General features: G+C 71.8%; 20 protein-coding genes. 7 read left to right on the top strand and 13 right to left on the bottom strand.

The features are described from left to right. Positions 1-91 precede the first annotated feature (91 nt). Together CHR28_RS15460 and CHR28_RS15455 are read right to left on the bottom strand one after the other, a co-directional pair. On the bottom strand, positions 92-4,360 hold the full coding sequence (locus CHR28_RS15460; RefSeq protein WP_094054213.1) for a HAMP domain-containing protein: 4,269 nt from the start codon (positions 4,358-4,360) through the stop codon (positions 92-94). 289 nt (positions 4,361-4,649) lie between these two features. Further along, positions 4,650-5,039, bottom strand: a complete 390-nt coding sequence (locus CHR28_RS15455; RefSeq protein WP_094054212.1) for a VOC family protein — start codon at positions 5,037-5,039, stop codon at positions 4,650-4,652. A gap of 162 nt (positions 5,040-5,201) precedes the next feature. On the opposite strand from CHR28_RS15455, the gene CHR28_RS15450 reads away from it, so the two are divergent. Further along, positions 5,202-5,885: a VanZ family protein gene (locus CHR28_RS15450; protein WP_094054211.1), complete on the top strand. Its 684-nt coding sequence runs from the start codon at positions 5,202-5,204 to the stop codon at positions 5,883-5,885. Here CHR28_RS15450 and CHR28_RS15445 read toward each other — a convergent pair. From CHR28_RS15445 to CHR28_RS15430, 4 genes are all read right to left on the bottom strand, one after another. Continuing rightward, on the bottom strand, positions 5,875-6,732 hold the full coding sequence (locus CHR28_RS15445; protein ID WP_094054210.1) for a hypothetical protein: 858 nt from the start codon (positions 6,730-6,732) through the stop codon (positions 5,875-5,877). The two genes, CHR28_RS15450 and CHR28_RS15445, sit on opposite strands and share 11 nt — an antisense overlap. Before the next feature lie 223 nt (positions 6,733-6,955). Next, complete coding sequence (locus CHR28_RS15440; RefSeq protein WP_179272456.1) at positions 6,956-8,599, bottom strand: MFS transporter; 1,644 nt, start codon at positions 8,597-8,599, stop codon at positions 6,956-6,958. Between the two features lie 136 nt (positions 8,600-8,735). Then, a complete protein-coding gene (locus CHR28_RS15435; protein WP_256984263.1) occupies positions 8,736-9,215 on the bottom strand; it encodes a MarR family winged helix-turn-helix transcriptional regulator in 480 nt (159 codons plus the stop codon). Positions 9,216-9,337: 122 nt separating this feature from the next. After that, entirely contained in the window at positions 9,338-10,807 is a 1,470-nt protein-coding gene (locus CHR28_RS15430; RefSeq protein ID WP_094054209.1) for a non-reducing end alpha-L-arabinofuranosidase family hydrolase, read from the bottom strand. Positions 10,808-11,223: 416 nt separating this feature from the next. Here CHR28_RS15430 and CHR28_RS15425 point away from each other — a divergent pair, with 416 nt between their 5' ends. Together CHR28_RS15425 and CHR28_RS15420 are read left to right on the top strand one after the other, a co-directional pair. Then, positions 11,224-12,663 (top strand): endo-1,4-beta-xylanase, encoded by a 1,440-nt coding sequence (locus CHR28_RS15425; protein ID WP_094054208.1) that lies wholly within the window; start codon positions 11,224-11,226, stop codon positions 12,661-12,663. Between the two features lie 31 nt (positions 12,664-12,694). Further along, the gene (locus tag CHR28_RS15420) at positions 12,695-14,023 is read left to right on the top strand and encodes an RICIN domain-containing protein (RefSeq protein WP_094054207.1); all 1,329 of its coding nucleotides are present in this window, start codon (positions 12,695-12,697) and stop codon (positions 14,021-14,023) included. Positions 14,024-14,095: 72 nt separating this feature from the next. Here the strand turns inward: CHR28_RS15420 and adh are convergent, their stop codons facing one another. Together adh and CHR28_RS15410 are read right to left on the bottom strand one after the other, a co-directional pair. Further along, a complete protein-coding gene (adh, locus tag CHR28_RS15415) occupies positions 14,096-15,613 on the bottom strand; it encodes an aldehyde dehydrogenase (RefSeq protein ID WP_094054206.1) in 1,518 nt (505 codons plus the stop codon). Positions 15,614-15,729: 116 nt separating this feature from the next. Next, positions 15,730-16,956, bottom strand: coding sequence for a GAF domain-containing protein (locus CHR28_RS15410; protein ID WP_094054205.1), 1,227 nt, complete (start codon positions 16,954-16,956; stop codon positions 15,730-15,732). A gap of 284 nt (positions 16,957-17,240) precedes the next feature. On the opposite strand from CHR28_RS15410, the gene CHR28_RS15405 reads away from it, so the two are divergent. Beyond that, entirely contained in the window at positions 17,241-17,582 is a 342-nt protein-coding gene (locus tag CHR28_RS15405; protein ID WP_094054204.1) for a hypothetical protein, read from the top strand. On the opposite strand, the gene CHR28_RS15400 is transcribed toward CHR28_RS15405, so the two are convergent. Beyond that, positions 17,548-18,036, bottom strand: coding sequence for a hypothetical protein (locus tag CHR28_RS15400; protein WP_094054390.1), 489 nt, complete (start codon positions 18,034-18,036; stop codon positions 17,548-17,550). The genes CHR28_RS15405 and CHR28_RS15400 overlap by 35 nt on opposite strands. 271 nt (positions 18,037-18,307) lie before the next feature. Next, positions 18,308-18,691 (bottom strand): DUF5997 family protein, encoded by a 384-nt coding sequence (locus tag CHR28_RS15395; RefSeq protein ID WP_094054203.1) that lies wholly within the window; start codon positions 18,689-18,691, stop codon positions 18,308-18,310. Positions 18,692-18,749: 58 nt separating this feature from the next. Between CHR28_RS15395 and CHR28_RS15390 the strand changes: the two genes are divergently transcribed. Continuing rightward, a complete protein-coding gene (locus tag CHR28_RS15390; RefSeq protein ID WP_094054202.1) occupies positions 18,750-19,586 on the top strand; it encodes a LysR family transcriptional regulator substrate-binding protein in 837 nt (278 codons plus the stop codon). Between the two features lie 157 nt (positions 19,587-19,743). Here the strand turns inward: CHR28_RS15390 and CHR28_RS15385 are convergent, their stop codons facing one another. The 3 genes from CHR28_RS15385 to CHR28_RS15375 form a co-directional block, all read right to left on the bottom strand. Further along, positions 19,744-20,508 carry a DUF4142 domain-containing protein gene (locus CHR28_RS15385; protein WP_094054201.1) on the bottom strand — a complete coding sequence of 255 codons (765 nt, stop codon included), beginning with the start codon at positions 20,506-20,508 and terminating at the stop codon, positions 19,744-19,746. A 281-nt stretch (positions 20,509-20,789) separates the two neighbouring features. Then, positions 20,790-21,485 carry an HAD family hydrolase gene (locus tag CHR28_RS15380; protein WP_094054200.1) on the bottom strand — a complete coding sequence of 232 codons (696 nt, stop codon included), beginning with the start codon at positions 21,483-21,485 and terminating at the stop codon, positions 20,790-20,792. Positions 21,486-21,504: 19 nt separating this feature from the next. Continuing rightward, entirely contained in the window at positions 21,505-21,981 is a 477-nt protein-coding gene (locus CHR28_RS15375) for an Lrp/AsnC family transcriptional regulator (RefSeq protein ID WP_094054199.1), read from the bottom strand. Positions 21,982-22,197: 216 nt separating this feature from the next. On the opposite strand from CHR28_RS15375, the gene CHR28_RS15370 reads away from it, so the two are divergent. Both CHR28_RS15370 and CHR28_RS15365 read left to right on the top strand, forming a co-directional pair. Further along, a complete protein-coding gene (locus CHR28_RS15370; protein ID WP_094054198.1) occupies positions 22,198-23,688 on the top strand; it encodes an FUSC family protein in 1,491 nt (496 codons plus the stop codon). Positions 23,689-24,042: 354 nt separating this feature from the next. Further along, positions 24,043-25,068 (top strand): lactonase family protein, encoded by a 1,026-nt coding sequence (locus CHR28_RS15365; RefSeq protein ID WP_094054197.1) that lies wholly within the window; start codon positions 24,043-24,045, stop codon positions 25,066-25,068. Positions 25,069-25,220 lie beyond the last annotated feature (152 nt).

Raw genomic sequence — 25,220 nt, 5'->3', positions numbered from 1 at the left:
GATGCTCCTCGGCTTCAGCGCCCAAAGGCGCGGAACGGCTGGCCCTGCGGGGCCCCCGGCCCGCGGGTGTGCGGGTCGGGCGCCGGCGTGCTCACGAGGGCAGCCAGCGGCGGACGCAGGCCATGAGATCGCGCGTGTCGACCGGCTTGGTGACGTAGTCGCTCGCACCCGAGGCGAGGCTCTTGTCCCGGTCGCCGGGCATGGCCTTCGCCGTCACGGCGATGATCGGCAGGTCCGCGTACTGCGGCATCTTGCGGATCTCCGCGGTCGCGGTGTAGCCGTCCATCTCCGGCATCATCACGTCCATCAGTACGATCGCGACATCCGGGTTGTTCACGAGCGTCTCGATGCCCCGGCGCCCGTTCTCCGCGTGCAGGACCCGGAAGCCGTGCAGCTCCAGGATCCCGCTGAGGGCGAAGAGGTTGCGCGCGTCGTCGTCGACGACCAGCACCGTGCGGCCCGCCGAGGCGTCGTCGACCACCGGCGGCGTCAGCGCCTGCGTCTCCTCGGGCCGCACCAGGGACAGCACGTCCCCGGGCTCCTCCGCGGACAGGTGCAGGGCGATGCGCTCCCGCAGCTCGTCGAGGCTGGACAGCAGCTCCAGCGCCCCGCCCGCCGAGCGGGACAGCAGCGTCTCCTCCAGGGCGACGTCCGCGGGGTGACTGCTGTGCACCAGCACCGGCACGCTCGTCAGCGCCGAGTCGCCCTCCAGGGCCTGGAGGAACCGGGACGCCTCGCCGTCGCCCATGCCCAGCTCCAGCACCACGCAGTGGCACGGGTCGGCCGCCAGGGCACCGGCCGCCTCCTGGGCGCCGACGGCGGTGATGACGTCGACCGCGGGCCGTCCGCCGTCGGCCCTGCCGTGCGACAGGTCGGCGACCACGCTCTCGGCGACGAGCGTGAGCAGACCGCGCGGCCGCTCCTCCACGACGAGCAGACGCCTCGGCCGCGGACCGGGCCCGATCTGGGGGACCGGCGCCGACTGCGACACGCCTTCCGGCAGGGCCTCCGCCGAGGACCGCTCCGGAGCCCTGCCGTGGTTGAGCAGTTCCTCGAAGTCGGGGCGGGCCACCGGCAGGAACAGCGTGAACGTGCTGCCCTGCCCGGGCGTGCTGTCCACCGTGACGGCACCGCCGAGCAGCTGGGCGATCTCCCGCGTGATGGACAGCCCGAGGCCGGTGCCGCCGTACTTGCGGCTGGTCGTGCCGTCCGCCTGCTGGAAGGCGCCGAAGATCGTCTCCAGGTTCTGCTCCGGGATGCCGATGCCGGTGTCCTTCACCCGGAAGGCCACCACCGCACCGCCGCGGACCACGCCCTCGGGCACCTCGTCGTCCGCCGCGGGCTCGATGCTCAGCTCCACGCCGCCCTGCTCGGTGAACTTCACCGCGTTCGACAGGAGGTTGCGCAGCACCTGGCGCAGCCGCGAGTCGTCCGTGAGCAGGTCACCGGGCGCGCCGGGCGCGGTCGTGATGGTGAAGTCCAGACTCTTCTGGGTCGTCATGGGCCGGAAGGTGGCCTCGACGTACTCGATGAGCTGGCGCAGCGCCACCCGCTCGGGGGCGACGTCCATCTTCCCGGCCTCCACCTTGGACAGGTCGAGGATGTCGTTGATCAGCTGGAGCAGGTCCGAACCGGCGGAGTGGATGATCTGCGCGTACTCGACCTGCTTGGGCGTGAGGTTGCGGGACGGGTTCTGCGCCAGCAACTGGGCCAGGATCAGCAGGCTGTTGAGCGGGGTGCGCAGCTCGTGGCTCATGTTGGCCAGGAACTCCGACTTGTACTTGGAGGCCAGCGACAGCTGCTGGGCGCGGGTCTCCAGTTCCTGCCGGGCCTGCTCGATCTGCAGGTTCTTGGCCTCGATGTCCCGGTTCTGCGCCACGAGCAGCGAGGCCTTCTCCTCCAGTTCCGCGTTGGAGCGCTGGAGTTCCTCCTGCTGCACCTGCAGCTCGGTGGACCGGGCCTGGAGCTCGACCGTGAGGCGCTGCGACTCCTCCAGCAGTTCGTCGGTGCGGGCGTTGGCCACGATGGTGTTGAGGTTGACGCCCAGGGTCTCCATCAGCTGGGTGAGGAAGTCCCGGTGGATCTGGGTGAAGGCCTTGACCGACGCCAGTTCGATGACGCCGAGGACCTGGCTCTCGACCACGATCGGCAGCAGCACCAGCGCCGTCGGCACGACCTGGCCGAGCCCCGACGAGATGGTGACGTAGTCCGGCGGCAGCTCGTCCACCAGGATGGTGCGCCGGCTGCGCGCGGCCTGGCCGACCAGGGTGCGGCCGAAGGCGATACGGGTGGGCCGGGCGCTGTCCTCCGGATAGCCGTAGGAGCCGACGAGCCGCAGCTCGGGCCCGTCCTCGCCGTCCTCCGCGAGGTAGAAGGCGCCGTACTGCGCCGACACCAGGGGGACCAGCTCGTCCATGATCAGCTCGGCGACCACCGGCAGGTCGCGGTGGCCCTGCATCAGGCCCGAGATCCGGGCGAGGTTGGTCTTGAGCCAGTCCTGCTCCTGGTTGGCCCGGGTGGTCTCGCGCAGGGACTCCACCATGGAGTTGATGTTGTCCTTGAGCTCGGCGACCTCGCCGGACGCCTCCACGTTGATCGACCGGGTCAGATCGCCCTCGGCGACCGCGCTGGTGACCTCGGCGATCGCCCGCACCTGCCGGGTGAGGTTGCCCGCCAGCTCGTTGACGTTCTCCGTCAGGCGCTTCCAGGTGCCCGAGACGCCCTCCACCTCGGCCTGGCCGCCGAGCCGGCCCTCGGTGCCCACCTCGCGGGCCACACGGGTGACCTCGTCGGCGAAGGCCGACAGCTGGTCGACCATCGTGTTGATCGTGGTCTTGAGCTCGAGGATCTCGCCCCGGGCGTCCACGTCGATCTTCTTCGACAGGTCGCCCCGGGCCACCGCGGTCGTCACCAGCGCGATGTTGCGCACCTGGCCGGTGAGGTTGTTGGCCATCGAGTTGACGTTGTCGGTGAGGTCCTTCCAGGTGCCGGCCACGTTCGGCACGTGCGCCTGGCCGCCGAGCCGGCCCTCGGTGCCGACCTCGCGGGCGACACGGGTGACCTCGTCGGCGAAGGCCGACAGCGTGTCGACCATCGTGTTGATGACCTCGGCGAGCGCGGCCACCTCGCCCTTGGCCTCGACCGTGATGCGGCTGGAGAGGTCGCCGCGCGCCACGGCGGTGGCGACCTGGGCGATGGAGCGGACCTGGCCGGTCAGGTTGGAGGCCATCACGTTGACGTTGTCGGTGAGGTCCTTCCAGGTGCCCGACACCCCGCGCACCTGCGCCTGGCCCCCGAGGCGTCCTTCGGTGCCGACCTCGCGGGCGACGCGGGTGACCTCGTCGGCGAAGGCGGAGAGCTGGTCGACCATCGTGTTGATGGTGGACTTCAGCTCCAGGATCTCGCCCCGCGCGTCGACGGTGATCTTCTGGGACAGGTCGCCCTTGGCGACGGCGGTGGCGACCAGGGCGATGTTGCGGACCTGGCCGGTGAGGTTCCCGGCCATGAAGTTCACCGAGTCGGTCAGGTCGCGCCAGGTGCCCTTGACACCCTTGACGTCCGCCTGGCCGCCGAGGCGTCCTTCGGTGCCGACCTCGCGGGCGACGCGGGTGACCTCGTCGGCGAAGGCGGAGAGCTGGTCGACCATCGTGTTGATGGTGGACTTCAGCTCCAGGATCTCGCCCCGCGCGTCGACGGTGATCTTCTGCGAGAGATCGCCCTCGGCCACCGCCGTGGTGACCTGGGCGATGGAGCGGACCTGGCTGGTGAGGTTGCCGGCCATGTGGTTCACGGAGTCGGTCAGATCACGCCAGACACCGGCCACGCCGGGCACTTGGGCCTGGCCGCCGAGCCGGCCCTCGCTGCCGACCTCGCGGGCGACGCGGGTGACCTCGTCGGCGAAGGCGGACAGCTGGTCGACCATCGTGTTGACGGTCTCCTTCAGCTGCAGGATCTCGCCGCGCGCGGGCACGTCGATCTTCTGCGACAGGTCGCCCTTGGCCACCGCCGTGGCCACCTGGGCGATGTCACGGACCTGCGTGGTCAGATTGCCCGCCATGGCGTTGACCGAGTCGGTCAAGTCGGCCCAGGTGCCCGAGACCCCCGGCACCTCGGCCTGCCCGCCCAGCGTGCCCTCGGTGCCCACCTCACGGGCCACCCGGGTGACCTCGGAGGTGAACACGGACAGCTGGTCGACCATGCCGTTGAAGACCTTGGCGATGTCGCCCATGAGGCCGTCGGCGTCGTCGGGCAGCCGGGTACCGAAGTCCCCGTCCCGTACGGCGGTCAGGCCGGCCAGCAGCCGCCGCAGCTCCTGGTCGCCCGGCACCGCGTCCACGGCCCCGGCGCTCTCGCTGGTCATGCGCACCCTCGTTCCGCTCCCCAAGAGCCCCCGTGGCCGAGGACTCGGAACTGCCCGGACCGCGGCGGCGGCCCGGCTGTCGTGCATGCGTGTGTGCAGTCACGGATCTGCTCGATGAGAAATACGCCGCAGGCTAACCCACGTTTCCAGTCCCTCACAAAGCCTGCCCGGAATGGTCACCTGGGTATGCGCGCACCCCGAACCCGGCCGAGTCCCCCCTTCGGTCCGGAACATGCGTCATCCCCCGGACGGATCCGTCCGGGGGATGATCGCGCTGCCGTCGCGACGCTCAGTCGAGGCAGAACTCGTTGCCCTCGACGTCCTGCATCAGCAGGCACGACTCGTTCTCCTCGTCGGCGGCCAGCAGCCGCACCCGGGTCGCGCCGAGCTGGACCAGGCGGGCGCATTCGGCCTCGAGCACGGCCACGCGCTCGTCCCCGACGAGTCCCGTGCCGACCCGGATGTCGAGGTGCACCCGGTTCTTGACGATCTTCCCTTCGGGCACCTGCTGGAAGTACAGACGAGGGCCGGCACCCGAGGGGTCGACGCACGCGGACCACGTCTTCTCACCCTCCGCCTGCGGCGGCAGCACGTACCCCAGCACCTCGCACCAGAAGCGAGCGACGCGCTCGGGTTCCGCGCAGTCGAAGGTGACCTGGAACTCCTTGATCGATGCCATCGGGTCAGCGTAGCAAGGCGGCCTCGACATTCAATTCCTTTATCGGGGAGGCACGTTGCCGCGCCTGAAATGGGCGGGCGTATCCCGGCGCATCACGGTGTATCCCGGGTGTATCGAAAAGCGGATACGCCGTCGCAACGGTCCGCCGTCTTCGCTGGGGGCATGAAAACCGACACGCTCCGGTCCCCGGCACTCCGCCGTACGCGCCAGGTTGTGGTCCCGGGCCTGGTGATCCTCGGCTTCGCGGGTGTCGCGTTCGTGCTGCGGCGGCCGCTCCTCATGGCCGCTCCGGCGTGCACGGCCGGGCGGTGGCACGGCTGCTTCGACACCTTCAACGGCGTGCTGCTCATGACGCTGGTCGCGCTGCCGCTGTCCGCGCCGGTCGTCCGGGCGCTGGCCCGCCGCCGACGGGCCGCCGGGCTCGCCTCGCCGTGGCGGACCTCGCTCGCCGAGGTGGGCATGGTCCACGGGACGGTGCCGTTCGTGTGGATGACCATGATGCCGGGCGCCGCCCCCGGCACCGCCCCAGCCCGGGTGAGCCTCGTACCCTTGCGGGACCTCGTCACGATGGGGCCGCTCGGGATCGCGGGCAACCTGCTGATCTTCGCGGCGCTGGGGTTCTTCGCCCCGATGCGGTGGGCGGCCCTGGCGTCCGTGCCGCGGATCCTCGCGCTCGGCGCGGGCTGCTCGGCCCTGGTGGAGAGCGCCCAGTACGTGCTGCGGCTGGACCGTGTGTCCTCCGTGGACGACGTCCTCCTCAACGCCGCCGGCGCCGCGCTGGCCGCGCTGGCGTCGCGGCGCTGGTGGCGCCGGCCGGGACCGGGGGGTGAGAGGCTCAGGGTGTGATCGGCAGGTCCTCGCGCGCCTGCTCCAGGTCGCTCTCCCAGATCCACAGGCGCTGGTGGGGCGGCACGTCGTGGTAGCCGTACAGGCCCACTTCGGTCAGCGTCCGCAGGTCCACGCACACCCTCTGGTACGCCTGCCCGATGGTCTTGGCCGGATCGGTCACCTCGCGGGCGCCGAGCTTGATGCACGCCCGGTACTCGTACCCCAGCAGCAGATCCTCGCCGAACTGCGCCCAGGCGCCCAGCTGTTGGGTCCAGGCCGCCTCGGCCTCGTCCAGCAGCAGATTCAGGTCGGCGGCGGACGGGATGGAGGGGTAGATGACGAAGGTGGCCGCCCAGCCGAGAGCCACCATGTCCAGGTTGAACGTGCGCCGGCGCGGGTCGTCGCGCGGCGGCAGCGGATCGGCGGAACCGCCGCTGAACCAGGGCGCGGTGTACGCCAGAAGACGTCCGTTGCTCTCGACGAGCTCGCCCGTGGCGATCACGGCCAGCTTGCGCTGCGATCCGTCGGGGCGGGTCAGACGCGTGGCCACCATCTCCGCGTGCGCCTCGGCCGCCGCCTTGCCCGCGGCCTGGTGCCGCTTCGCCGCGTCGGGGGTGATCCGGGAGACGAGATAGTCACGCAAGCCCTGCGGCAGCGCGTCGTAGGTGCCGTCCAGCAGCCGGGCCCGGGTGCGGTTCAGCGCGGCCTGGGCGGTGTCGGGGGCGCCGCCGAATTCGCTTTCCGGGGTGTCGACGGACACCATGCGGATCGCCATGGCGATGTTGGGGGTGTCGCCGTCGGTGACACTCAGGAATCTGTAGTCGTTGGCGGGCCGGCTGGGGCCCACGAAGCCGAGGTCTGTCATCGTCTTGTTCCGGTCTCAATTGCCTGCCCAGGCCAATTCCGAGGTCCCTGTGCCGGCTCGCGATTTCCGGCGATGGAGGTGTTCTCGGCGGGAAAATCGACGACTTTCGCGATAAGCGGATACAACTATTATGAGCCGCCCGTGAGATGGGCGCCACCGGGCCCCGGCGGCGAAGCCGTCCGCGTACCCGGTGGCGCCCACTGAGGCTGCGGCGCGACGGAGGCTACGGGGCCGTCGCAGCCACGGAGGTCCGGGCGGCGGCCGGGTCCGTCGCCGGCGTGCCGCTCCCGTCGTGGCCGTCCTTCCGGCCGCGCAGGCCCAGCGCCGCGAGGGCCGCGCCGGCGAGGGCGAGGACACCGGTGACGAGGACGGCGGTGTGGACACCGTTCATGAAGGCGGTGTGGCTGCCCTCGGTCACGGCGGCCCTGAGCTGTGCCGGCATCGCCTCGGAGACCGGGGCGACGCCCATGGCGACCGCGTCCTTCGCCTCCTCGAAGCGGGCGGCGGCCCCGTGCGGCACGCCCGCGTCGGTCAGCGCGCCGCCGAGCGTGGAGCCGACGCGGCTGCTGATGAGGGAGACGAGCACCGACGTGCCGAGCGCCCCGCCGACCTGGAGCGAGGTGGCCTGCAGACCGCCCGCGATACCGCCGTCCTGCACCGGGGCGTTGCCGACGATCGCGTCGGACGACGCGGACATCACCATGCCGACACCGAGACCGAGCGCGATGAACGGCGGCCACAGGGTGTGGTACGACGCGTCGGTGCTCCACGCCAGCATCGAGAACGCGGCTCCGGCCTGCAGCACCATGCCCAGCGGCATCGTCAGACGCGGACCGAAGCGTTCCGTGAGCTTCGCGCCGAGCGGCGAGGCCACCATGGAGGCGAGACTCAGCGGCAGGGTGCGCACACCGGACTCGACCGGCGTGAAGCCGCGGACGTTCTGCAGGTACAGCATCACGAAGAAGATCACGCCGAGCAGGATGAAGAAGTTCAGCGCGGTGACGACGGTGCCGATCGCCAGGGCCGGGTTGCGGAACAGGCGCATCGGCAGGAGCGGGTGCGCGACGCGGGTCTCGAACCAGCCGAACAGCGCCAGGGCGACGAGGCCCGCGGCGATCGCGCCGAGCGTGCCGCCCGAAGTCCAGCCCCACGTCTCGCCCTTGACGACGCCGAAGACGACGGCGAGCAGTCCGAGAGCGAGCAGCACGACGCCGGGGACGTCGAACTTCTGGCCGGCGGCCGCCTCGTTCCTCGACTGCGGCAGGACCATGAGGCTGAAGACGAGCGCGATGACGCCGATGGGGGCGTTGATGTAGAAGACGGACTCCCAGTCGACGTGCTCGACGAGCAGTCCGCCGACGATGGGTCCGAGCGCGGTGGAGACGGACGAGATCATCGCCCAGATGCCGACCGCCATGCCGAACTTCGCCGGCGGGAACACGGCACGCAGCAGGGCGAGGGTGTTGGGCATGAGCATCGCGCCGAAGACGCCCTGGACGGCGCGGAAGGCGATGACGCCCTCGATCGACCCGGCGAGGCCGATCGCGACGGACGCGAGGGTGAACCCGACGACGCCGACGAGGTAGAGCGTGCGGCGCCCGAAGCGGTCGCCGAGCTTGCCGCCGAGGATGAGGGTGGCGGCGAGGGCGAGCAGGTAGGAGTTGGTGACCCACTGCAACTCGGCGGTGGTGGCGTTCAGATCACGGGCGATCTCGGCGTTGGCGATCGAGACCACCGAACCGTCGAGGCCGACCATGAACAGGCCGAAGGCGACGGCGACCAGCGTCAGCCAGGGGTTGGCGCGCGGACCGCCGGGGCGGGGGCCGGACACGGGGGTGGGCGCTGGGGAGGCAGCGGTGACAGACACGGGTGAGATGTCCTCGGGACGTGGTGGCGCGCGCTGTGGGGCGCGTGGACAGGAGGGGCGGGCCGCGCGAAGGGGCAGCACGCCCGGCCCCGCCGCGGTGGCGACGGGGGCGGTGGAGAAGGGGGAGCCGGACGGGTCAGGCGGACCGGTCGCGCAGGCTCCGGGTGAGCGACCCGAGGGCGCCGAGGGCCGAGCCGAGGGCGTCGAGGTCGCCGTCGGTGAGGGTGCGCAGCGCGGAGGCGAGCTGCGCCGCCGCGCGGGTGTGCACCTCGTCGATGCGCCGGCGCGCCAGCGCGGTGACGCGCAGATGCGCCACGCGCTTGTCGGCGTCGTCCTGGTGCCGCTCCAGCAGGCCCGCCTCGGTGAGGCGGGTGACCAGGGCGCTGACGTTGTTCGGCATCATGCGCAGCGCGTGGGCGGCCTTGTGGACGGTGGCACCGTCGTGCTCGGCGACGTACTGCAGCAGGTCCAACTGCCGCTCGGGCAGCCTGGGATAGGGCAGGTCCCGGTCGATGAGCTGCTTGAGCTGCCGGTTCAGTGCGGGCAGGCCGGCCACGAGGCCCGCGGCCACCTGGTCGACGTCCCGGCTCTCGCGAGCCTCACTGCTTCCGGTCACGCCGCCAAGTTACCTATGAAAAGAAACCTATGTCAAAATACTGATTGCCGAGCGCCCCCGGGAGCATCTCCCGGGGGCGCCCACTCGGCGTACGGCAGCGGGGCCGGACGCGGGTCCTGCCGTCAGCGCTGCAGTGTCAGCAGCCCGGGACGGTAGGGCAGGAGGCCGTAGTCGCCGCCCGAGTTGGGGCTGCGGCCCTGGTAGAGCAGCTGCAGCCGGCAGGGGTCGACGGTCATGGTCTGGTCGGGGCTGGTGCGGAGCAGTTCGCCGTGGCTGATGTCGTTGGTCCAGGTGGCGCCGCTGTTCGCCTTGCCGGCGAAGGGATTGCTCTCGGTCGCGGCCTGGGGCGTCCACGAGCCGTTCAGGCTGGTGGCCGTGAACGAGCGGAAGTAGCGGTGGCCTTGCGCGCCGATCGCCTCGACGATCATGAGGTAGCGGTTCTGGCCCTGCAGCTTGTAGACCTGCGGGGCTTCGAACAGGTTGTTCGTCGTGTCGCTCATGACCACGGTGGAGGTCGAGCCGAAGCTGCCCGGGAAGTTCCCGATCGGCATGCTGGCCCGGTAGATCTTGCCGTTGTCACCGGCGAAGAACAGATACATGTTCGACCCGTCGGCGATGAGCGTCTGGTCGATGGGTCCGGTTCCGGAGCCGGAGATGCTTCCGGTGAACAGCGGCTGCTCGGACGACCAGCCATTGGGGTTGGTGGGGTCGCTCGACGTCCGGTAGGAGAAGGCGGTCCTGCCCCACTGGTAGGCGAGCACCCAGATGTTCTTCGGTGCGAAGTAGAAGAGCGTGGGTGCGACGGTCGAGGACGACATCGCGTTCTGGCCGGCCGAGGCCATCTCCGACCAGTTGGTGAACGGGCTGAAGTTCATCGATCCCCAGCTCGTCCCGGTGTCGTGCGTGGTCGCGTAGACGAGCTGCCTGCCGTTGTAGGGGGCGACGGTGAAGTCCTTGAGCGAGACCCACCCGGACCGGGGCTGCGCCAGCGCGCCCGTCGAACTCCAGCGGTAGGCCGACGGGAGGTCGCACGTTCCGGGGTTGCCGGCGCCGACCTTGACGAGCTGCCATTGCTGGTTGGCGCCGTCCCAGTCGTCGTACTGGACGACGTTGGCGTTGTCGGCGGTGGAGGCGCCCTGTACTTCGAGGGCCTTGTTGCTGTGGCGCGAAATGAGCCTCACGTAGCCGTCCGCGCTGTCGGCCAGCCGCCAGTGCTGGTTGGTGGCGTTCAGGTCGGCCCACTGGACGATCGCACCGCCGTTCGCGGTGGACCAGTTGTGCACGTCCAGCACCTTGCCGGAGTGGCGGGACTTGATGCGGTAGTAGCCGCCGCCGGCGTCGACGAACTGCCACTGCTGCTGGGCCTGGTCGTTACGGGCCCACTGGGTGATGCGGGCGCCGTCGCCGGTCGCCATGTTGTACACGTCCAGGGCTTTGCCGCTGTTGCGATTGACCAGGATGTACGAGGCGTCGGGGTCCACGGTGGCCGCCGCGGCGGGCTGGGCGCCGAGGAAGGCCGCCACCAGCAGCAGGGGCGACAGGACGGCGAGTAAGCGTTTGAGACGGACCGGGGACGGGTGGCGATGCCACATCACAGGGCCTCCTTCGGGGCGGTGTGGGGTGCCGCCGGTGAACCGCGGAGCAGCCGAGCCGGTGGTAGCGGAGCTCGAAAGTTTCGAGGAGTCCCCGAATCTTCGACGCCACAAGCTAGGAAGGAGGGGCTGTCGGGTCAAGGGTTCTTGCCGTTCTGGCTGCAAACAGCGGGTATTCGAATGTTTCGATGAGGGGGCGGAAACTTTCTCCGGTGAGGAGTATTGACGAGTCACCGTCAATCCCTCAATCATCCCTCTCGAAAGACCGACCAAAGTTCGAGATTTCGAACCCGTCGATCCTGAGCGCATTGCCGTTCCGGTGAGGCTCGCACCAAAGCATCCGTCCCGGTGGTAGCGGACGACGCTTTCCCCTGCGCTCCAGACACTTTCGTGATGTCTACCTTGGAGGCTCAGTCATGGGCTTGCACGCCCTTTCCGGACCCCTTGTCCGCCGGAAACTCCGCGCCCTGCTGCCGACGCTGGTCGTCGGCGTCCTCGGTGCGGCCGGCGCACTGGCCGCACCGCCCGCCGCTCAGGCCGCACCATCCGCCGAGAGCACGCTCGGCGCCGCGGCGGCGCAGAGCGGCCGCTACTTCGGCACCGCCATCGCCTCGGGCAGGCTGGGCGACTCGACGTACACGACGATCGCGAACCGCGAGTTCAACTCGGTCACGGCCGAGAACGAGATGAAGATCGACGCCACCGAACCGCAGCGCGGCCAGTTCAACTTCTCGGCCGGTGACCGCGTCTACAACTGGGCCGTGCAGAACGGCAAGCAGGTGCGCGGCCACACCCTGGCCTGGCACTCCCAGCAGCCCGGGTGGATGCAGAGCCTCAGCGGCAACGACCTGCGCCAGGCGATGATCGGCCACATCAACGGCGTCATGGGCCACTACAAGGGCAAGATCGCCCAGTGGGACGTCGTGAACGAGGCCTTCGCCGACGGCAGTTCGGGAGCCCGGCGCGACTCCAACCTGCAGCGCACCGGCAACGACTGGATCGAGGTCGCCTTCCGCACCGCGCGCGCCGCCGACCCGGCCGCCAAGCTCTGCTACAACGACTACAACGTCGAGGACTGGACCTGGGCCAAGACCCAGGCCATGTACAACATGGTCCGCGACTTCAAGCAGCGCGGCGTGCCGATCGACTGCGTCGGCTTCCAGTCGCACTTCAACAGCGGCAGCCCCTACAACAGCAACTTCCGCACCACCCTGCAGAACTTCGCCGCCCTCGGCGTCGACGTGGCCATCACCGAACTCGACATCCAGGGCGCCCCGTCCTCGACCTACGCCAACGTGGTCAACGACTGCCTGGCCGTCCCGCGCTGCCTCGGCGTCACCGTCTGGGGCGTCCGCGACAGCGACTCCTGGCGGCCGGAGCACACGCCGCTGCTGTTCAACAGCGACGGCAGCAAGAAGCCTGCCTACACCGCCGTCCTCAACGCCCTCAACGGCGGCACCACCACGCCCCCCACCGACGGCGGCACCATCAAGGGCGCCGCCTCGGGCCGCTGCCTCGACGTGCCCAACTCCGCCACCGCCGACGGCACCCAGCTCCAGCTGTGGGACTGCCACGGCGGCACCAACCAGCAGTGGACGCTCACCAGTGCCGGCGAACTCAGGGTCTACGGCAACAAGTGCCTGGACGCCGCCGGCACCGGCAACGGCAGCAGGGTGCAGATCTACAGCTGCTGGGGCGGCGACAACCAGAAGTGGCGCCTGAACTCCGACGGAACCATCGTCGGCGTCCAGTCCGGCCTCTGCCTCGACGCGGTCGGGAGCGGCACCGCCAACGGCACGCAGATCCAGCTCTACTCCTGCTCGAACGGCGGCAACCAGCGCTGGACCCGCGCCTGACACGGCCGGTCCACCCACGGAAGGAGCATCGATGACCTGGTGGTCCCGGATCGCCGCCGTCGTGGCGGCGACCCTCGCGATCGGCACGCTCACCGCGGTGAACCCGGCGCCCGCCGAGGCGGCGACGGTGGACACCAGCGCCTGGTATGCCCTGGTCAATCGCAACAGCGGCAAGGCGCTGGAGGTCTCCGGCGCGTCCACCGCCGACGGCGCGCGGCTCGGCCAGTGGACGCGCGGCGACGGGGCCCACCAGCAGTGGCAGTTCGTGGACTCCGGCGGCGGCTACTACCGCCTCAAGGCCCGGCACTCGGGCAAGGTGCTCGACGTGTCCGGCGCCTCCACCGCGGACGGCGCCACGATCCAGCAGTGGGCCGACCACAACGGCAACAACCAGCAGTTCCGACTGGCCGACTCCGACGCGGGCCACGTCCGGCTGATCAACCGCGCCAGCGGCAAGGCGGTGGAGGTGCAGGGCGCCTCCACCGCCGACGGCGGCAACGTCGTGCAGTACACCGACTGGGGCGGCGCCAACCAGCAGTGGCAGATGGTCAAGCTGTCGGCCGGGGGCGCAAGCGGATGCGGCAGCGCCCCGGCCCTGACGAGCGGTACCCACACCATCCAGAGCGGCGGCAAGAGCCGCAGCTTCATCCTCAGGGTTCCGGCCGGCTACGACAACAACCGGCCCTACCGGCTGATCTTCGCCTTCCACTGGCGGGGCGGCACCGCCACCGACGTCGCCTCCGGCGGCACGAGCGGCAGCGCCTGGTCCTACTACGGCCAGCAGGAACAGTCGAACAACAGCGCCATCCTCGTCGCCCCCCAGGGCCTGGGCAACGGCTGGGCCAACACGGGCGGTGAGGACGTCACCTTCGTCGACGACATGATCCGGCGCATCGAGAGCGGCCTCTGCGTCAACCCGGCCCAGCGGTTCGCCACGGGCTTCAGCTGGGGCGGCGGCATGAGTTACGCCCTCGCCTGCAGCCGGGCGCACGTCTTCCGGGCCGTCGCGGTCATCTCCGGCGCGCAGATCAGCGGATGCGACGGCGGTACCCAGCCGATCGCCTACTTCGGGATCCACGGCACCGGCGACTCCGTCCTCGGCATCGCACAGGGACGGTCCCTGCGCGACAAGTTCGTCGCGAACAACGGCTGCACCCCGCAGAACCCGCGTGAGCCCGCGGCGGGCAGCCGCACGCACGTCACCACCGCCTACTCGGGCTGCCGTGCCGGATACCCGGTCCAGTGGGCCGCGTTCGACGGAGGCCACATCCCCGGCCCGGTCGACGGCTCCTCCGGCGAGAGCGGCGTGACGACCTGGACCAAAGCAGAGATCTGGAGGTTCTTCGCACAGTTCCAGTGACATCCTCCCCCGCACCACGGAGGGGAGCCGGGATCATCCCCGGCCCCCCTCCGTGGACGGCTGTCCGAACCCCTAGAAGAAGCCCAGCTTCTTCGCCGAGTACGACACGAGCAGGTTCTTCGTCTGCTGGTAGTGATCCAGCATCATCTTGTGCGTCCCGCGGCCGATGCCCGACTTCTTGTAGCCGCCGAACGCCGCGTGGGCCGGGTAGGCGTGGTAGCAGTTGGTCCACACGCGGCCCGCCTTGATCTCGCGGCCCAGGCGGTAGGCCGTGTTGCCGTCGCGGGTCCAGACGCCCGCGCCGAGGCCGTACAGCGTGTCGTTGGCGATCTTCAGGGCCTCGTCGACCGAGTCGTAGGTGGTGACCGAGACGACCGGGCCGAAGATCTCCTCCTGGAAGATCCGCATGTCGTTGGTGCCGCGGAAGATGGTCGGCTCGATGTAGTAGCCGCCCTCCAGACCGGGAACCGTCCGGGAGGTGCCGCCCGTGACGACCTCGGCGCCCTCCTTCCGGCCGATGTCGAGGTAGGAGAGGATCTTCTCGTACTGGTCGTTGCTGGCCTGCGCGCCGATCATGGTGGCCGGGTCGAGCGGGTCACCGCCGACGATGGCCCGGGTGCGTTCCACACAGCGGGCCATGAAGTCGTCGTAGATCGACGCGGGGATCAGAGCACGGGACGGACAGGTGCAGACCTCGCCCTGGTTGAGGGCGAACATCACGAAACCCTCGACGGCCTTGTCCAGGAAGTCGTCGTCGGCGGCCATCACGTCGGGCAGGAAGATGTTCGGGCTCTTGCCGCCCAGTTCCAGCGTGACGGGGATGATGTTCTCGCTCGCGTACTGCATGATCAGGCGGCCGGTCGTGGTCTCGCCGGTGAACGCCACCTTCGCCACCCGAGGGCTGGACGCCAGCGGCTTGCCCGCCTCCACTCCGAAGCCGTTGACCACGTTCAGCACGCCGGGCGGGAGCAGATCGGCGATCAGGTCGACGACGTAGAGCAGGCTGGCCGGGGTCTGCTCGGCCGGCTTGATGACGACGCAGTTGCCGGCGGCCAGCGCGGGGGCGAGCTTCCAGGCGGCCATCAGGATCGGGAAGTTCCACGGGATGATCTGGCCGACCACGCCCAGCGGCTCGTGGAAGTGGTAGGCGACGGTGTCGGCGTCGATCTCCGCGATGCTCCCCTCCTGCGCGCGGACCACGCCGGCGAAGTACCGGAAGTGGTCCACGGCCAGCGGGATGTCCGCGGCCAGCGTCTCCCGGACCGGCTTGCCGTTCTCCCACGTCTCGGCGACCGCGATCTTCTCCAGGTGCTGCTCGATGCGGTCCGCGATCCGGTTGAGGACGTTGGCGCGTTCCGTCGTGGACGTGCGGCCCCACCGGTCGGCCGCCCGGTGCGCCGCGTCCAGGGCGAGGTCGACGTCGGCCGCCGAGGAGCGGGCCACCTCGCAGAAGACCTTGCCGGTCACGGGGGTCGGGTTCTCGAAGTAGCGGCCCTCGACGGGGGCCACCCAGTCGCCGTCGATGAAATTGTCGTAGCGCCGGGCGAAGTCGACGATGCTGCCGTCGGTTCCTGGCTGCGCGTACACCATGGCGGCTCTCCTCGGGGCAGGGCGGGTGACGGTCACGCCGTCGTGACGCCCTCACTGTGCTCCCGGCAGGTTGGCGCAAGGTTGGCGCCGGCGGGGACGTCCCCGGCGCCGCGCCGTCAGTCGCGCAGGGCCGTCGTCAGCCGACCCGCCGCGATGGCCCTCCGGGTGTCCTCCGGGCCCAGCAGCCGCAGCGCGTGCTCGTGGATCTCCGCGTCGTACGGCGCCCGTTCGCCGTAGCGCAGGGCGTGTTCCGGACGCGCGCTCGCCAGCACGGCCTCCCGTACGGCCACGTCCAGACGCGTGCGCCACTCCTCGATGCCGGGGGCCTCGGAGCGGGGGAGCAGTGGACCGCCGTACAGCCGCAGGGCGGTGTCCGTGTCGCCCTGTTCCAGCGCCCGCAGCACGTCCACGGCGTCGCAGGACACGGGGGCGGTGAGGGCGTAGCGGCGGGGCGAGACGCCGCCGCCCAGGGCGCGGCGCAGATGGGAGACCTCCGCCTTGAAGGTGGACGCGGTGACCGGCCGGTCGCCGTACAGGGCGGCACGCAGCCGCTCCGGCGCGAAGCCGTCGGGTTCGAGCGCGAGCAGCGTGAGGATCTCCAACTGGCGCGGTCGCAGGGCAAGTTGCCGGCCCTCGCGGGTGGCCTGCTCGGTGCCCAGGCAGGTGAGCCGCACCTGGCCCGTGCGGGCGGCCGCCTCCGGGCCGAGCCGGGCCTCGATCGTGGACACCAGCGTCCGTACGGTCGACATGGCCAGCGGGTGCGAGCGGTCCCAGGTGGTGGACAGGTCCAGGACGCCGAGCACGCGGCCGTCCGGGCCGTGCACCGGGGCGCAGTAGCAGACCCAGCCGTGCAGCGCCGACACCAGGTGCTCGGCCGAGAAGACCGAGCTGGGGCGGCCGGTGCGCAGGGCGAGGGAGAGGGCGTTGGTGCCCATGGCCTGCTCGTCCCAGCGGCCGCCCGGCGCGAAGTTGACGCGCTCGGCGCGGCGGCGCATGGTCGCCCCGCCGCAGGTCCACAGGATGGTGCCGGACTCGTCCGTGACGGCCGTGACGAACCCGGCGTCCTCGGCGATGCTGCGCAGTTCGCCGGCGAGCGCGGTCACCGGCCGGTACAGCGGCGAGGACGTCCACCGCTGGTGCACCGGGCCCCCGTCGGTCACCGGGGCGCTGTCCCGGCCGGGATCCACACTGATCAGCGAACGCGCCCAGGACTCGGTCACCTCGTGGCGCAGCGCCGCGGTGCCACCCGGCTGGGCGCCCTGGGCGCTCAGCCGCGGCACCCAGCGCGACCACTCGTGCTCCAGCACGGCCCTGCGCTGTTGGAGGTCAGGGCGCTGTGACATGGCCTCTCCCTGCCGTCGTACCGGTTCTCGGCGTGGGGTCAGTGTTACCGGATGCGCCCGGCCCGGTCGAGGAGCCCGACGCAGCCGGAAGCGGCCGCTCCACAAGGCCCGTGGCGTGAAAGTGCCCGAACGTCCGGGAATCGCCCCCCGCTCTGAACGGGCGACCGCCTGACTGGATGTTTGTCCGGTGCCCGCGTGCCGCCGTACGGGTGACGGGTTCACTCGACCCGACGGACGGCGTCCCACCCGCGTACCACCGGCGCACGGCGCCCCGTTGCCCTGGCATGGACAGCACTGACACGGCGCGGCGCCTTCCCCACGGCGACGCCGCGCCCCGTCCGTACGCCGAGATCACCAGCGCCTACGCGGGCCATCCGCCGATCTACGCGGCCCTGGTCGCCGAGTGGGAGGCCAGAGGCCACACGGTGCCGGAGCACCGCGACGGCCAGTGGGTCTCCTTCGCCGCGCCGGCCGAGAGCGAGACCTGGACCGCCGTCCCCTCATGGACGGCCGGCCCGCACATGGGCCCGGTCGCCACGGCCGGGGCCCGCCCGGCAGGCGACCCGTCCATGGGCCCGGCTCCGGCCCGGCTCACCAGCCGTCCGGCACCACCGGTTCCGCGCTGACCGGTGCCAGTACGGCGAGGGTGCCGGTGGCCTCGCGCAGGGCCGACTCCAGGTCGCCGGGCGCGTGCAGCGCACCGGTGCCGTCCGGCGGGACGAGCCACTCCAGACGGCCGGCGGGCCGGTACGGCGGCGGCACGGCGACCCAGGAGCCCCGGCCGAGGTGCCGGACCCCGAACCCCACCCACTCGCTGACCGGATCCGGTGGCAGGAAGAACCCCACTCTGCGCGCGGCGGAGTCCACCAGGGTGGGGCCCGGCACCCGCAACGGGTCACGCCACAACAGGTCCAGCGCGAGCAGGCCGAGCCGGTCGGGCACGCTGAGCACGTCCCAGTACCGCCCGGCCTCGACGAGCGCCGTGCCCGTGCCGTAGTCCCACTCGCGCTTGCACTCCTGGGGGTCCGTCGCGGCCGCGGCGAGCCACTCGACGGCTTGCTTCCACATGACGCTCTGCATGGCCACCCCAGCACAGTCGGCGGCGCCGCGGTGGCGCGCGCGGGACACGGGCCGGTGACCCGCGGGGTTCCGCGTGCCGCCCGGCCACAGCCATGGTCGTAGATATTTCTACGGGCTGGAAGGGGTGGCGCGGTGTGGCGTTTTGTGCCGGACCTGTCCCGGTCGAAAGGGAGCACGCGAAGGCGCCGGTCCGAAAGCCCCCGGTCAACTCCGGGCGCGACCGGCGCCCTCACCGCGCGAGAGGGCGACGGGTGTCATGCCGGAGGCGGGATCAGTCGTTGCGCTCGGCGTGCTTCTTCTTGACGCGGGCCGCCTCCTTGCGGACCTCGGCCTGGGTGGCGCGCTCGCGCACCAGCCACTCGGGGTTCTCCTGCTTCAGCGTCTCGATCTGTTCGGTGGTGAGGGCCTCGGTGACACCCCCGCGGGCCAGGCCCGCGATGGAGACGCCGAGCTTCGCGGCGACCACGGGGCGGGGGTGCGGGCCGTTGCGCCGCAGGTCCTGCAGCCACTGGGGCGGGTTCGCCTGGAGCTCGTTCAGCTCGGCGCGTGAGACGACACCCTCCCGGAAATCGGCGGGGGTGGCCTCGAGGTACACACCCAGTTTCTTCGCCGCGGTGGCGGGCTTCATCGTCTGGGTGCTCTGGTGCGACGTCATGGCATCCAGCGTATCGAGCGTGTGCACGAGCCCTGACCACGGCCGGTAACCTGGCCAGGTGACAGGCTCGGAAGTTCCCTCCCCGTTCCGGCTCGTGTACGTCCCCGGGGTGATGCCCGACAAATGGGTGCGCGTCTGGAACGAGCGGCATCCCGGCGTCCCGCTGACCCTCACGCAGGTGCCCGCCGCGGTGACGGCCGAGCAGCTGCGCGGCGGGGAGGCCGACGCGGGACTGGTCCGGCTGCCCGTGGACCGTACGGTCTTCAGCGCGATCCCCCTCTACACCGAGCAGACGGTCGTCGTCGTCCCCAAGGACCACCTGGTCACGGCGGTCGACGAGGTGACGCCCGAGGACCTGTCCGACGACATCGTGCTCCACCCCCTGGACGACGTCCTCGACTGGGAGCAGGGGCTCCCCGGACGGCCCGCCTTCGAACGCCCCGCCACGACGGCCGACGCGGTCGAGCTGGTCGCGGCGGGCATCGGCGTCCTGATCGTCCCGCTGTCGCTCGCGCGCCTGCACCACCGCAAGGACCTCACGCACAGGCCCCTCAAGGACGCCCCCGAGTCGCGCGTCGCCCTCGCCTGGCCCGAGGACGCGACGACCGACCAGGTGGAGGACTTCATCGGCATCGTCCGCGGCCGCACGGTCAACAGCACCCGGGGCCGTGTGCAGCCTCCGGCGGACCAGCCCGGGCGCACGGACAAGGACGGCTCCCGGCGCAAGCCGACGACGGCCGGAAAGCCCGGCGCCACCCGACGCGGCGGCACCCCGGGCGGCGCCAAGAGCACGGGCAAGGGCGGTGGAAAGAGCTCTGGCAAGAGCGGTAGCAGCAGCGCCGGTAAGGGTGGCGGCAGGAGCGGCGGCAAGCGGGGCCGGCCCCGCCGGCCGTAGCCCGCACGGGCCCGGGGTCCCGGCGGGCGGGTGCCCTTCCACGAGTCAGGGGCCCGGCGGGCACGAGCCCCCACGGGCCCGGGGTCCCGGCAGGGCACGCGGTCGGGGTCGCGTGCCCCTCACCTCCGGCGCCGTCCGACGGCGGCGCCGTTGCCGCTCACCCCACCGTCGGTGAGGGCTGCGGCTGCGCGTAGGACGGGTTGGGGGCGACCGTCTGGAAGTCCTTCAGGTCCTCGGGGACCGGCAGCACCCGGACCGGCGCGCCCGCCGCGGGAGGCGGCGGCGTCGTCTGGTCCTGGGGGAGCTTCGCCGGCGCGGTGATCTGGAAGGCGACCTGCTCGTGATTGACCAGGCCCGTCTTCTCCAGGATCGAGATGTGGTCCAGCACCGTGTCGTTGGTCTGGTCGGCCAGTTCCCGCACGAGGGTGTTCCGGGTGGTCGCCCGGATCTTGGCGACGGTCGGGAAGATGCTCCCGTGGGCCACGCGCATGATGGTCACCGCCGTCGAGTCGAACTCCTTGCCGGTGGCGCCTTCCGCCGTCGCCACGAACTGCTGCTGCTGGGGGGACGGTTCGTTCGGCAGGGTGATGCCCAGGTCCGTGCCGAGCTTGCGGCACGAGGCGTCGAGGCGGCCGTGTCCCACGAGCAGGTGCTTGGCGACTTCCTTCATCGCCGGCGTCGTGCCCTTGGTCATCGCCATCTGCCCGAGCGGGTACTCCCACAGGCCTGCCGCGCGCACACGGACCACGAAGTCCCGGTCGGCCTCGGTCAGCGGCCCCCATTGGGTGTTGGCGATGATGCGGTCCTGGCCGGAAGCCGCGTTCTGCACGCCCAGCATGCTGGGGTAGGCGAGCGCGGAGAGCGTGAGGATCAACGCACCGCCCACGAACGCGGTTCCTGCCGTGCTGCGCGAGATGCGCATCGTGCCTCCTGGGATATGAACGGCCCAACACCCAGAGGTACGGACGCCGGAAGCGAAACAATCACTGCTGCCGCAAAAAAGTTCGTGTGACGTCCGCGACCCGGCGCCGCGGGCGGCACGACGCCGGATCCCGGCTTCGGCGCTCGGGCCCGTCAGGAGGCCGCGGCCGCCGTCCGCATCACCCCGTCGCCGTCCGCCCTGGTCAGCAGCACGCCGAACGCTGTGTCGACCAGGCTCCTGCGAGGGGACGGGGGAGCGTCAACGGGTCGGGCGAGGCGACTTCAGGAAGGACCGGCCACGCCCGTGAGCCAGTCGTACGCGGCCCGGGCCGTGAACTCCGCCTGCCCGCCCCGCAGCAGCAGACCCGCGGTGGCGAACTCCGGTGCGTCGGCCTGCGCCGGGACGTAGGGGATCGCGATGCACCGCATCCCCGCGGCGTGCGCGGCGGCGGCGCCCGGGGCGGCGTCCTCCAGCACCACGCAGTCGGCCGGGGACGCGCCCAGCCGGCGGGCCGCCTCCAGGAAGACGTCGGGGGCCGGCTTGCCGTGTGCCACCTCGTCCGCGGAGACCACGGTGCGCAGATGCGCGTCCAGGCCGGTACCGGTGAGCACCGCCTCGATGGCCTGCGGGGACGAGCCCGAGGCCACCGCCATGGGGACGCCCTCGGCCGCCAGCCGTTCGACGAACGCGCGCATCTCCGGGTAGGCGCGCGGGGCGCTGCGGGCCAGCTCCAGGTAGCGGCGGTTCTTCGCGGCGAGCAGTTCGTCCACCGTGGCGGGCAGACCGTAGCGGTCCTTCCAGTCCGCGACGGTCTCCTGGGTGCTGATGCCGACGTAGCGCTCGTGGTCCGCCCAGGTGAAGTCCGTGACGCCGTACGCGGCGAGGGTCTGGCGGCCCGCCTCGAAGTAGTGCGGCTCGCTGTCCACGAGTGTGCCGTCGAGATCGAAGATGACCGAAGTTCCGCGGAGCCTGCTCATGCCGTCATGCTCTCAAAGATCATCGGCGGGCCGACCGCCCGATCGACTCCACGAGCGGCAGCAGCCGGTGGGGCACCCGCTCGCGCAGCGCGACCTCGGTGCGGGTGCGCACGACGCCCGGCATGCTGATCAGCTTCTGGACGACGTCCTCCAGATGCGCGTTGTCCCGGGCCACGACCCGGGCCAGCAGATCGCCGCCGCCCGTGATGGAGAACGCCTCCACGATCTCCGGCACCGCGGCCAGCGCGTCGCCCACCTCGTCGAGATGCCCCTGCGTGACCTCGATGTGCACGAACGCGAGCACCGGGTGCCCGAGCGCGGCGGGGGAGAGGGCGGGCGCCGTACCGGTGATCACGCCCTCGCGCTCCAGCCGGTCGAGCCGCGCCTGCAGCGTGCCCCGGGCGACGCCGAGGATCCGGGCGTACTCGCGCACGCTCGTGCGCGGCTGCTCCAGCAGCAGCCGCAGGATGCGGGTGTCGAGCTCGTCCACGGGCATGCCGCGTCCTCCTCGTCCGTCAGTCCCCAGGCGGTCCGTTGGCTCTGCGGCGGCCGAGTTCCGGCCGACCGGGCTGTACCAATGGCCCAGTCTAAAAGGTGCCGGTTGAGCCAGTGGTGCCCGAGGTGCTGATATGGAGGCGTCGATGGCGCTGCGGACCCCGCGGCGCCTTTTTCATGCTCATTCCCGATCCATGCGCGAAGGGGGCGGTAAACGGTGCTGAAGAGGGTGTTCACGGCTCCGGATCCGGGGCGGACGCGATTGCGGTTCGCCCTGCGCGCCGTGCTCGGCATCACGCTCGCGGTCGCCGTCTGCGGCCTCGCCGGGCACTCCCTCATCGGGGCCGTCACCGGCGGCCTGGCCGCCCTGCTCGCCCTGTTCACCGTCACCGACGCCACGGTCCGCGGCCAGGCGGTCACCACCGCGCTGCTGCCCGCCGTCGGCCTGCCGGTGCTCACCGCCGCGGCCGAACTCCACGACCACCCCGTGGCCCGCGACCTCACCTTCCTCGCGGTGGTCGGCGCGGGCGTGTACGCCCGCCGCTGGGGCCCGCGCGGGCACAGCCTCGGCGTGTTCGCGTTCATGACGTTCTTCGTGGCGCAGTTCCTGCACGCGACCACCGACCGGCTGCCCGAGCTGTACGCCGCCGTCCTGCTGTCCGTCCTCGCCGCCGCGGCGGTGCGGTTCGGTCTGTGGTGCTACGAGCGCCGCCTGCCCCCGCCCGTGGTACCCGCCCCGCCGGGCGGCACGGGCCTGGCCCGGGTGACCACCCGGCAGGCGATCCAGGCGACCGCCGGAGCGGGCTTCGCGCTCGTCGTCGGCCAGCTGCTGTCCGGCCAGCGCTGGTACTGGGCCGTCGGCGCCACCTGGTGGATCTTCGTCAACACCACCTCGCGCGGCGAGACGCTGGTGCGCGGCTTCCGCCGGCTGCTCGGCACGGTCATCGGCATCGCCCTCGGCCTGGTCGTCGCCCTGCCCGTGCACGGCGACCCGGCCGTCACGGCCGCCCTCGCCGCCCTCTGCGTCTTCGGCATCTTCTACACCGCGGCCGTCTCCTACACCTGGATGATGCTCTGGGTGACCCTGCTCGCCGGGCTGCTCTACGGCCTCCTCGGCGTGCTCAGCCCCGGGCTGCTCGCGCTGCGGCTGGCCGAGACCGGCGTCGGGGCGCTCGGTGCCGCGCTGGCCGTCGTCCTCGTCCTGCCCGTCACGACGCACAGCATCACCGACGCCTGGATCCGGCGGGCCCTGCGCTGTGTGCACGCCTGTGCCGTCGAGACCGCCCGGCGGCTGGCCGGCGCGCCGGACGCCGATCCCGCCCCGCGCGTGGCCGAGCTGGAGCAGCTCCTCGCCCGGGTGCGGCTCTCGGTGGCCCCGCTGGTGCACCCGCTGAACCCTATGCTCGGCCGCAAGCGCCGGGCCCGGCACGTCCTGGACCTCCTCGACGACTGCGCCCGCGAGATCCGCGGCCTGGTCGCCGTCGCCGCCGACCCGGAGGCCTCGCACGACGCCCGCCTGGCCACGGCCTGCCGGCGTGTGGAGGCCGCGGTCGAGGCCCTCACCGAGGGCCGGGACATCGCCGTCCACGCGGACGGCTCGCCCGTCACGGAACCCGCACTGGCCCACCTGCACGGCCTGGAAAGGGCCCTGGCCGAACTCGCCCGGCCCCTTCGCGCACCGTCGGGCTCGCCCTTGGTGGGCGCGTGAGCCGGGGGTGGTGCGCGAGCCGTGGCTGAGGGCTGCTCAGGCGCAGGTAGGCGCATGAGTCGTGGGTAGGCACGTGCGTCGCGGGTAGGCGCGTGAGCTGCCGCTCGCACGGCTGACGTGCCCGGGCAGTCCGTCAGCTGCCGGTCGCGCGGCGGACGTGCCCGGGCAGGCCGTGAGCCGCCGGGCAGTCCGTCCGGCTCCAGGCAGTCCGTCCGCCTCCGGTCGGTCCGTCCGCCTCCGGTCGGTCCGTGAGCCGATCGGCCCCCCGCGCCCTTGACCCGTTGGTCTAGACCGCGCATGATCGGCTGCGCGGTCCACCGGGCCGGCGCGGCACACGGGCGAGAGGGGTCAGCGGTGGCGGTCGGCGGTCGGCAGCGGGCGTTCATCGGATCGTTCACGGCGGCCGGCGGCCCCGGGATCGTGACCGCGGAGGTCGACACCACCGGTGCGCTGACCGTGCTCGGCACCCTCGACGACCTCCCCGACCCCTCCTACCTGGCCCTCTCGCCCGACGGGCGGACCCTGTACGCGGTCAGTGAGGCGACCCGGGGTGCGGTGGCCGCGTACCGCGTGAGCGGGGACCGGCCGGAGCCGGCCGGCCCGCCCGTGCCGGTCGACGGCAGCGGACCCACCCACCTCGGCCTCTTCGACGGACACGTCCTCACCGCGAACTACGGCTCCGGCAGCGTCACCGCCGTGCCCCTCCGCCCCGACGGAACGCTCGCCCGGACTGCCTCCAGCGTGCTCCGGCACACCGGCGCCGGCCCCTGCACGCCGCGCCAGCAGGGCCCGCACGCCCACCAGGTGCAGTCCGACCCGAGCGGCCGCTGGGCCGTCAGCGTCGACCTGGGCACCGACTCGGTGCGGGTGTGCACCCTCGCGGACGGCGCCCTCGCCCTGCACCGGGAGACGGCCCTGCGGCCCGGCTCGGGGCCCCGTCACCTGGCCTTCCACCCGGACGGCACCCGCGCCTACGTCGTCAATGAACTCAGTCCCTCGGTCACGGCCTGCCGCTGGGACGCCGCCGGCGGCGTCCTGACGCCGCTGAGCGAGATCCCGGTCCTGCCCGGCGCTCCGGCGGGCGACGCCTACCCCTCGGGCATCGCCGTCTCGGCCGACGGGCGCTTCGTGTGGACCGCCACGCGTGGTGAGGACGTGCTGTCCGTGCTCGCCGTCGAGGGCGAGGAACTGCGGCTCGTCACGACGGTCCCCTGCGGCGGCCACTGGCCCCGCGCCCTCACGGCGGCCGGCGGCCTCCTGTACGTCGCGAACGAACGCTCGGGCGACGTGACCTGGTTCGCCGTGGACCCGGCCACCGGGATCCCGCGACGCGGCGGCTCGATCCACGTGCCGGCGGCATCCTGCGTGGTCCTCGGCTGACGTGCCCCCCGCGACCGGCCCCCCGCGACCGGCCCTCCCGGCGACCGGCTCCCGGGCGACCCCCGTTATGTTTTCCGCGGTCCTGCAAGAGGGCCGCTGGCCTCCGGGCCCGGCATGACTGTTCCCCCCTGTCGAACGGATGACCTGGGGGG

Source organism: Streptomyces sp. XY006 (genome assembly GCF_002237655.1).
Lineage (GTDB): Bacteria > Actinomycetota > Actinomycetes > Streptomycetales > Streptomycetaceae > Streptomyces > Streptomyces levis.
This window is presented reverse-complemented; position numbering and strand designations above follow the sequence as displayed.

Bases quoted from the DNA above. Each gene is read 5' to 3' on its own strand.
- CHR28_RS15460 (WP_094054213.1), bottom strand. From the start codon at position 4,360: ATGACCAGCGAGAGCGCCGGGGCCGTGGACGCGGTGCCGGGCGACCAG.
- CHR28_RS15430 (WP_094054209.1), bottom strand. From the start codon at position 10,807: ATGTGGCATCGCCACCCGTCCCCGGTCCGTCTCAAACGCTTACTCGCC.
- CHR28_RS15380 (WP_094054200.1), bottom strand. From the start codon at position 21,485: ATGAGCAGGCTCCGCGGAACTTCGGTCATCTTCGATCTCGACGGCACA.
- CHR28_RS15450 (WP_094054211.1), top strand. From the start codon at position 5,202: ATGAAAACCGACACGCTCCGGTCCCCGGCACTCCGCCGTACGCGCCAG.
- CHR28_RS15445 (WP_094054210.1), bottom strand. From the start codon at position 6,732: ATGACAGACCTCGGCTTCGTGGGCCCCAGCCGGCCCGCCAACGACTAC.
- CHR28_RS15395 (WP_094054203.1), bottom strand. From the start codon at position 18,691: ATGACGTCGCACCAGAGCACCCAGACGATGAAGCCCGCCACCGCGGCG.
- CHR28_RS15385 (WP_094054201.1), bottom strand. From the start codon at position 20,508: ATGCGCATCTCGCGCAGCACGGCAGGAACCGCGTTCGTGGGCGGTGCG.
- CHR28_RS15405 (WP_094054204.1), top strand. From the start codon at position 17,241: ATGGACAGCACTGACACGGCGCGGCGCCTTCCCCACGGCGACGCCGCG.
- adh (WP_094054206.1), bottom strand. From the start codon at position 15,613: ATGGTGTACGCGCAGCCAGGAACCGACGGCAGCATCGTCGACTTCGCC.
- CHR28_RS15420 (WP_094054207.1), top strand. From the start codon at position 12,695: ATGACCTGGTGGTCCCGGATCGCCGCCGTCGTGGCGGCGACCCTCGCG.
- CHR28_RS15400 (WP_094054390.1), bottom strand. From the start codon at position 18,036: ATGCAGAGCGTCATGTGGAAGCAAGCCGTCGAGTGGCTCGCCGCGGCC.
- CHR28_RS15425 (WP_094054208.1), top strand. From the start codon at position 11,224: ATGGGCTTGCACGCCCTTTCCGGACCCCTTGTCCGCCGGAAACTCCGC.
- CHR28_RS15375 (WP_094054199.1), bottom strand. From the start codon at position 21,981: ATGCCCGTGGACGAGCTCGACACCCGCATCCTGCGGCTGCTGCTGGAG.
- CHR28_RS15455 (WP_094054212.1), bottom strand. From the start codon at position 5,039: ATGGCATCGATCAAGGAGTTCCAGGTCACCTTCGACTGCGCGGAACCC.
- CHR28_RS15410 (WP_094054205.1), bottom strand. From the start codon at position 16,956: ATGTCACAGCGCCCTGACCTCCAACAGCGCAGGGCCGTGCTGGAGCAC.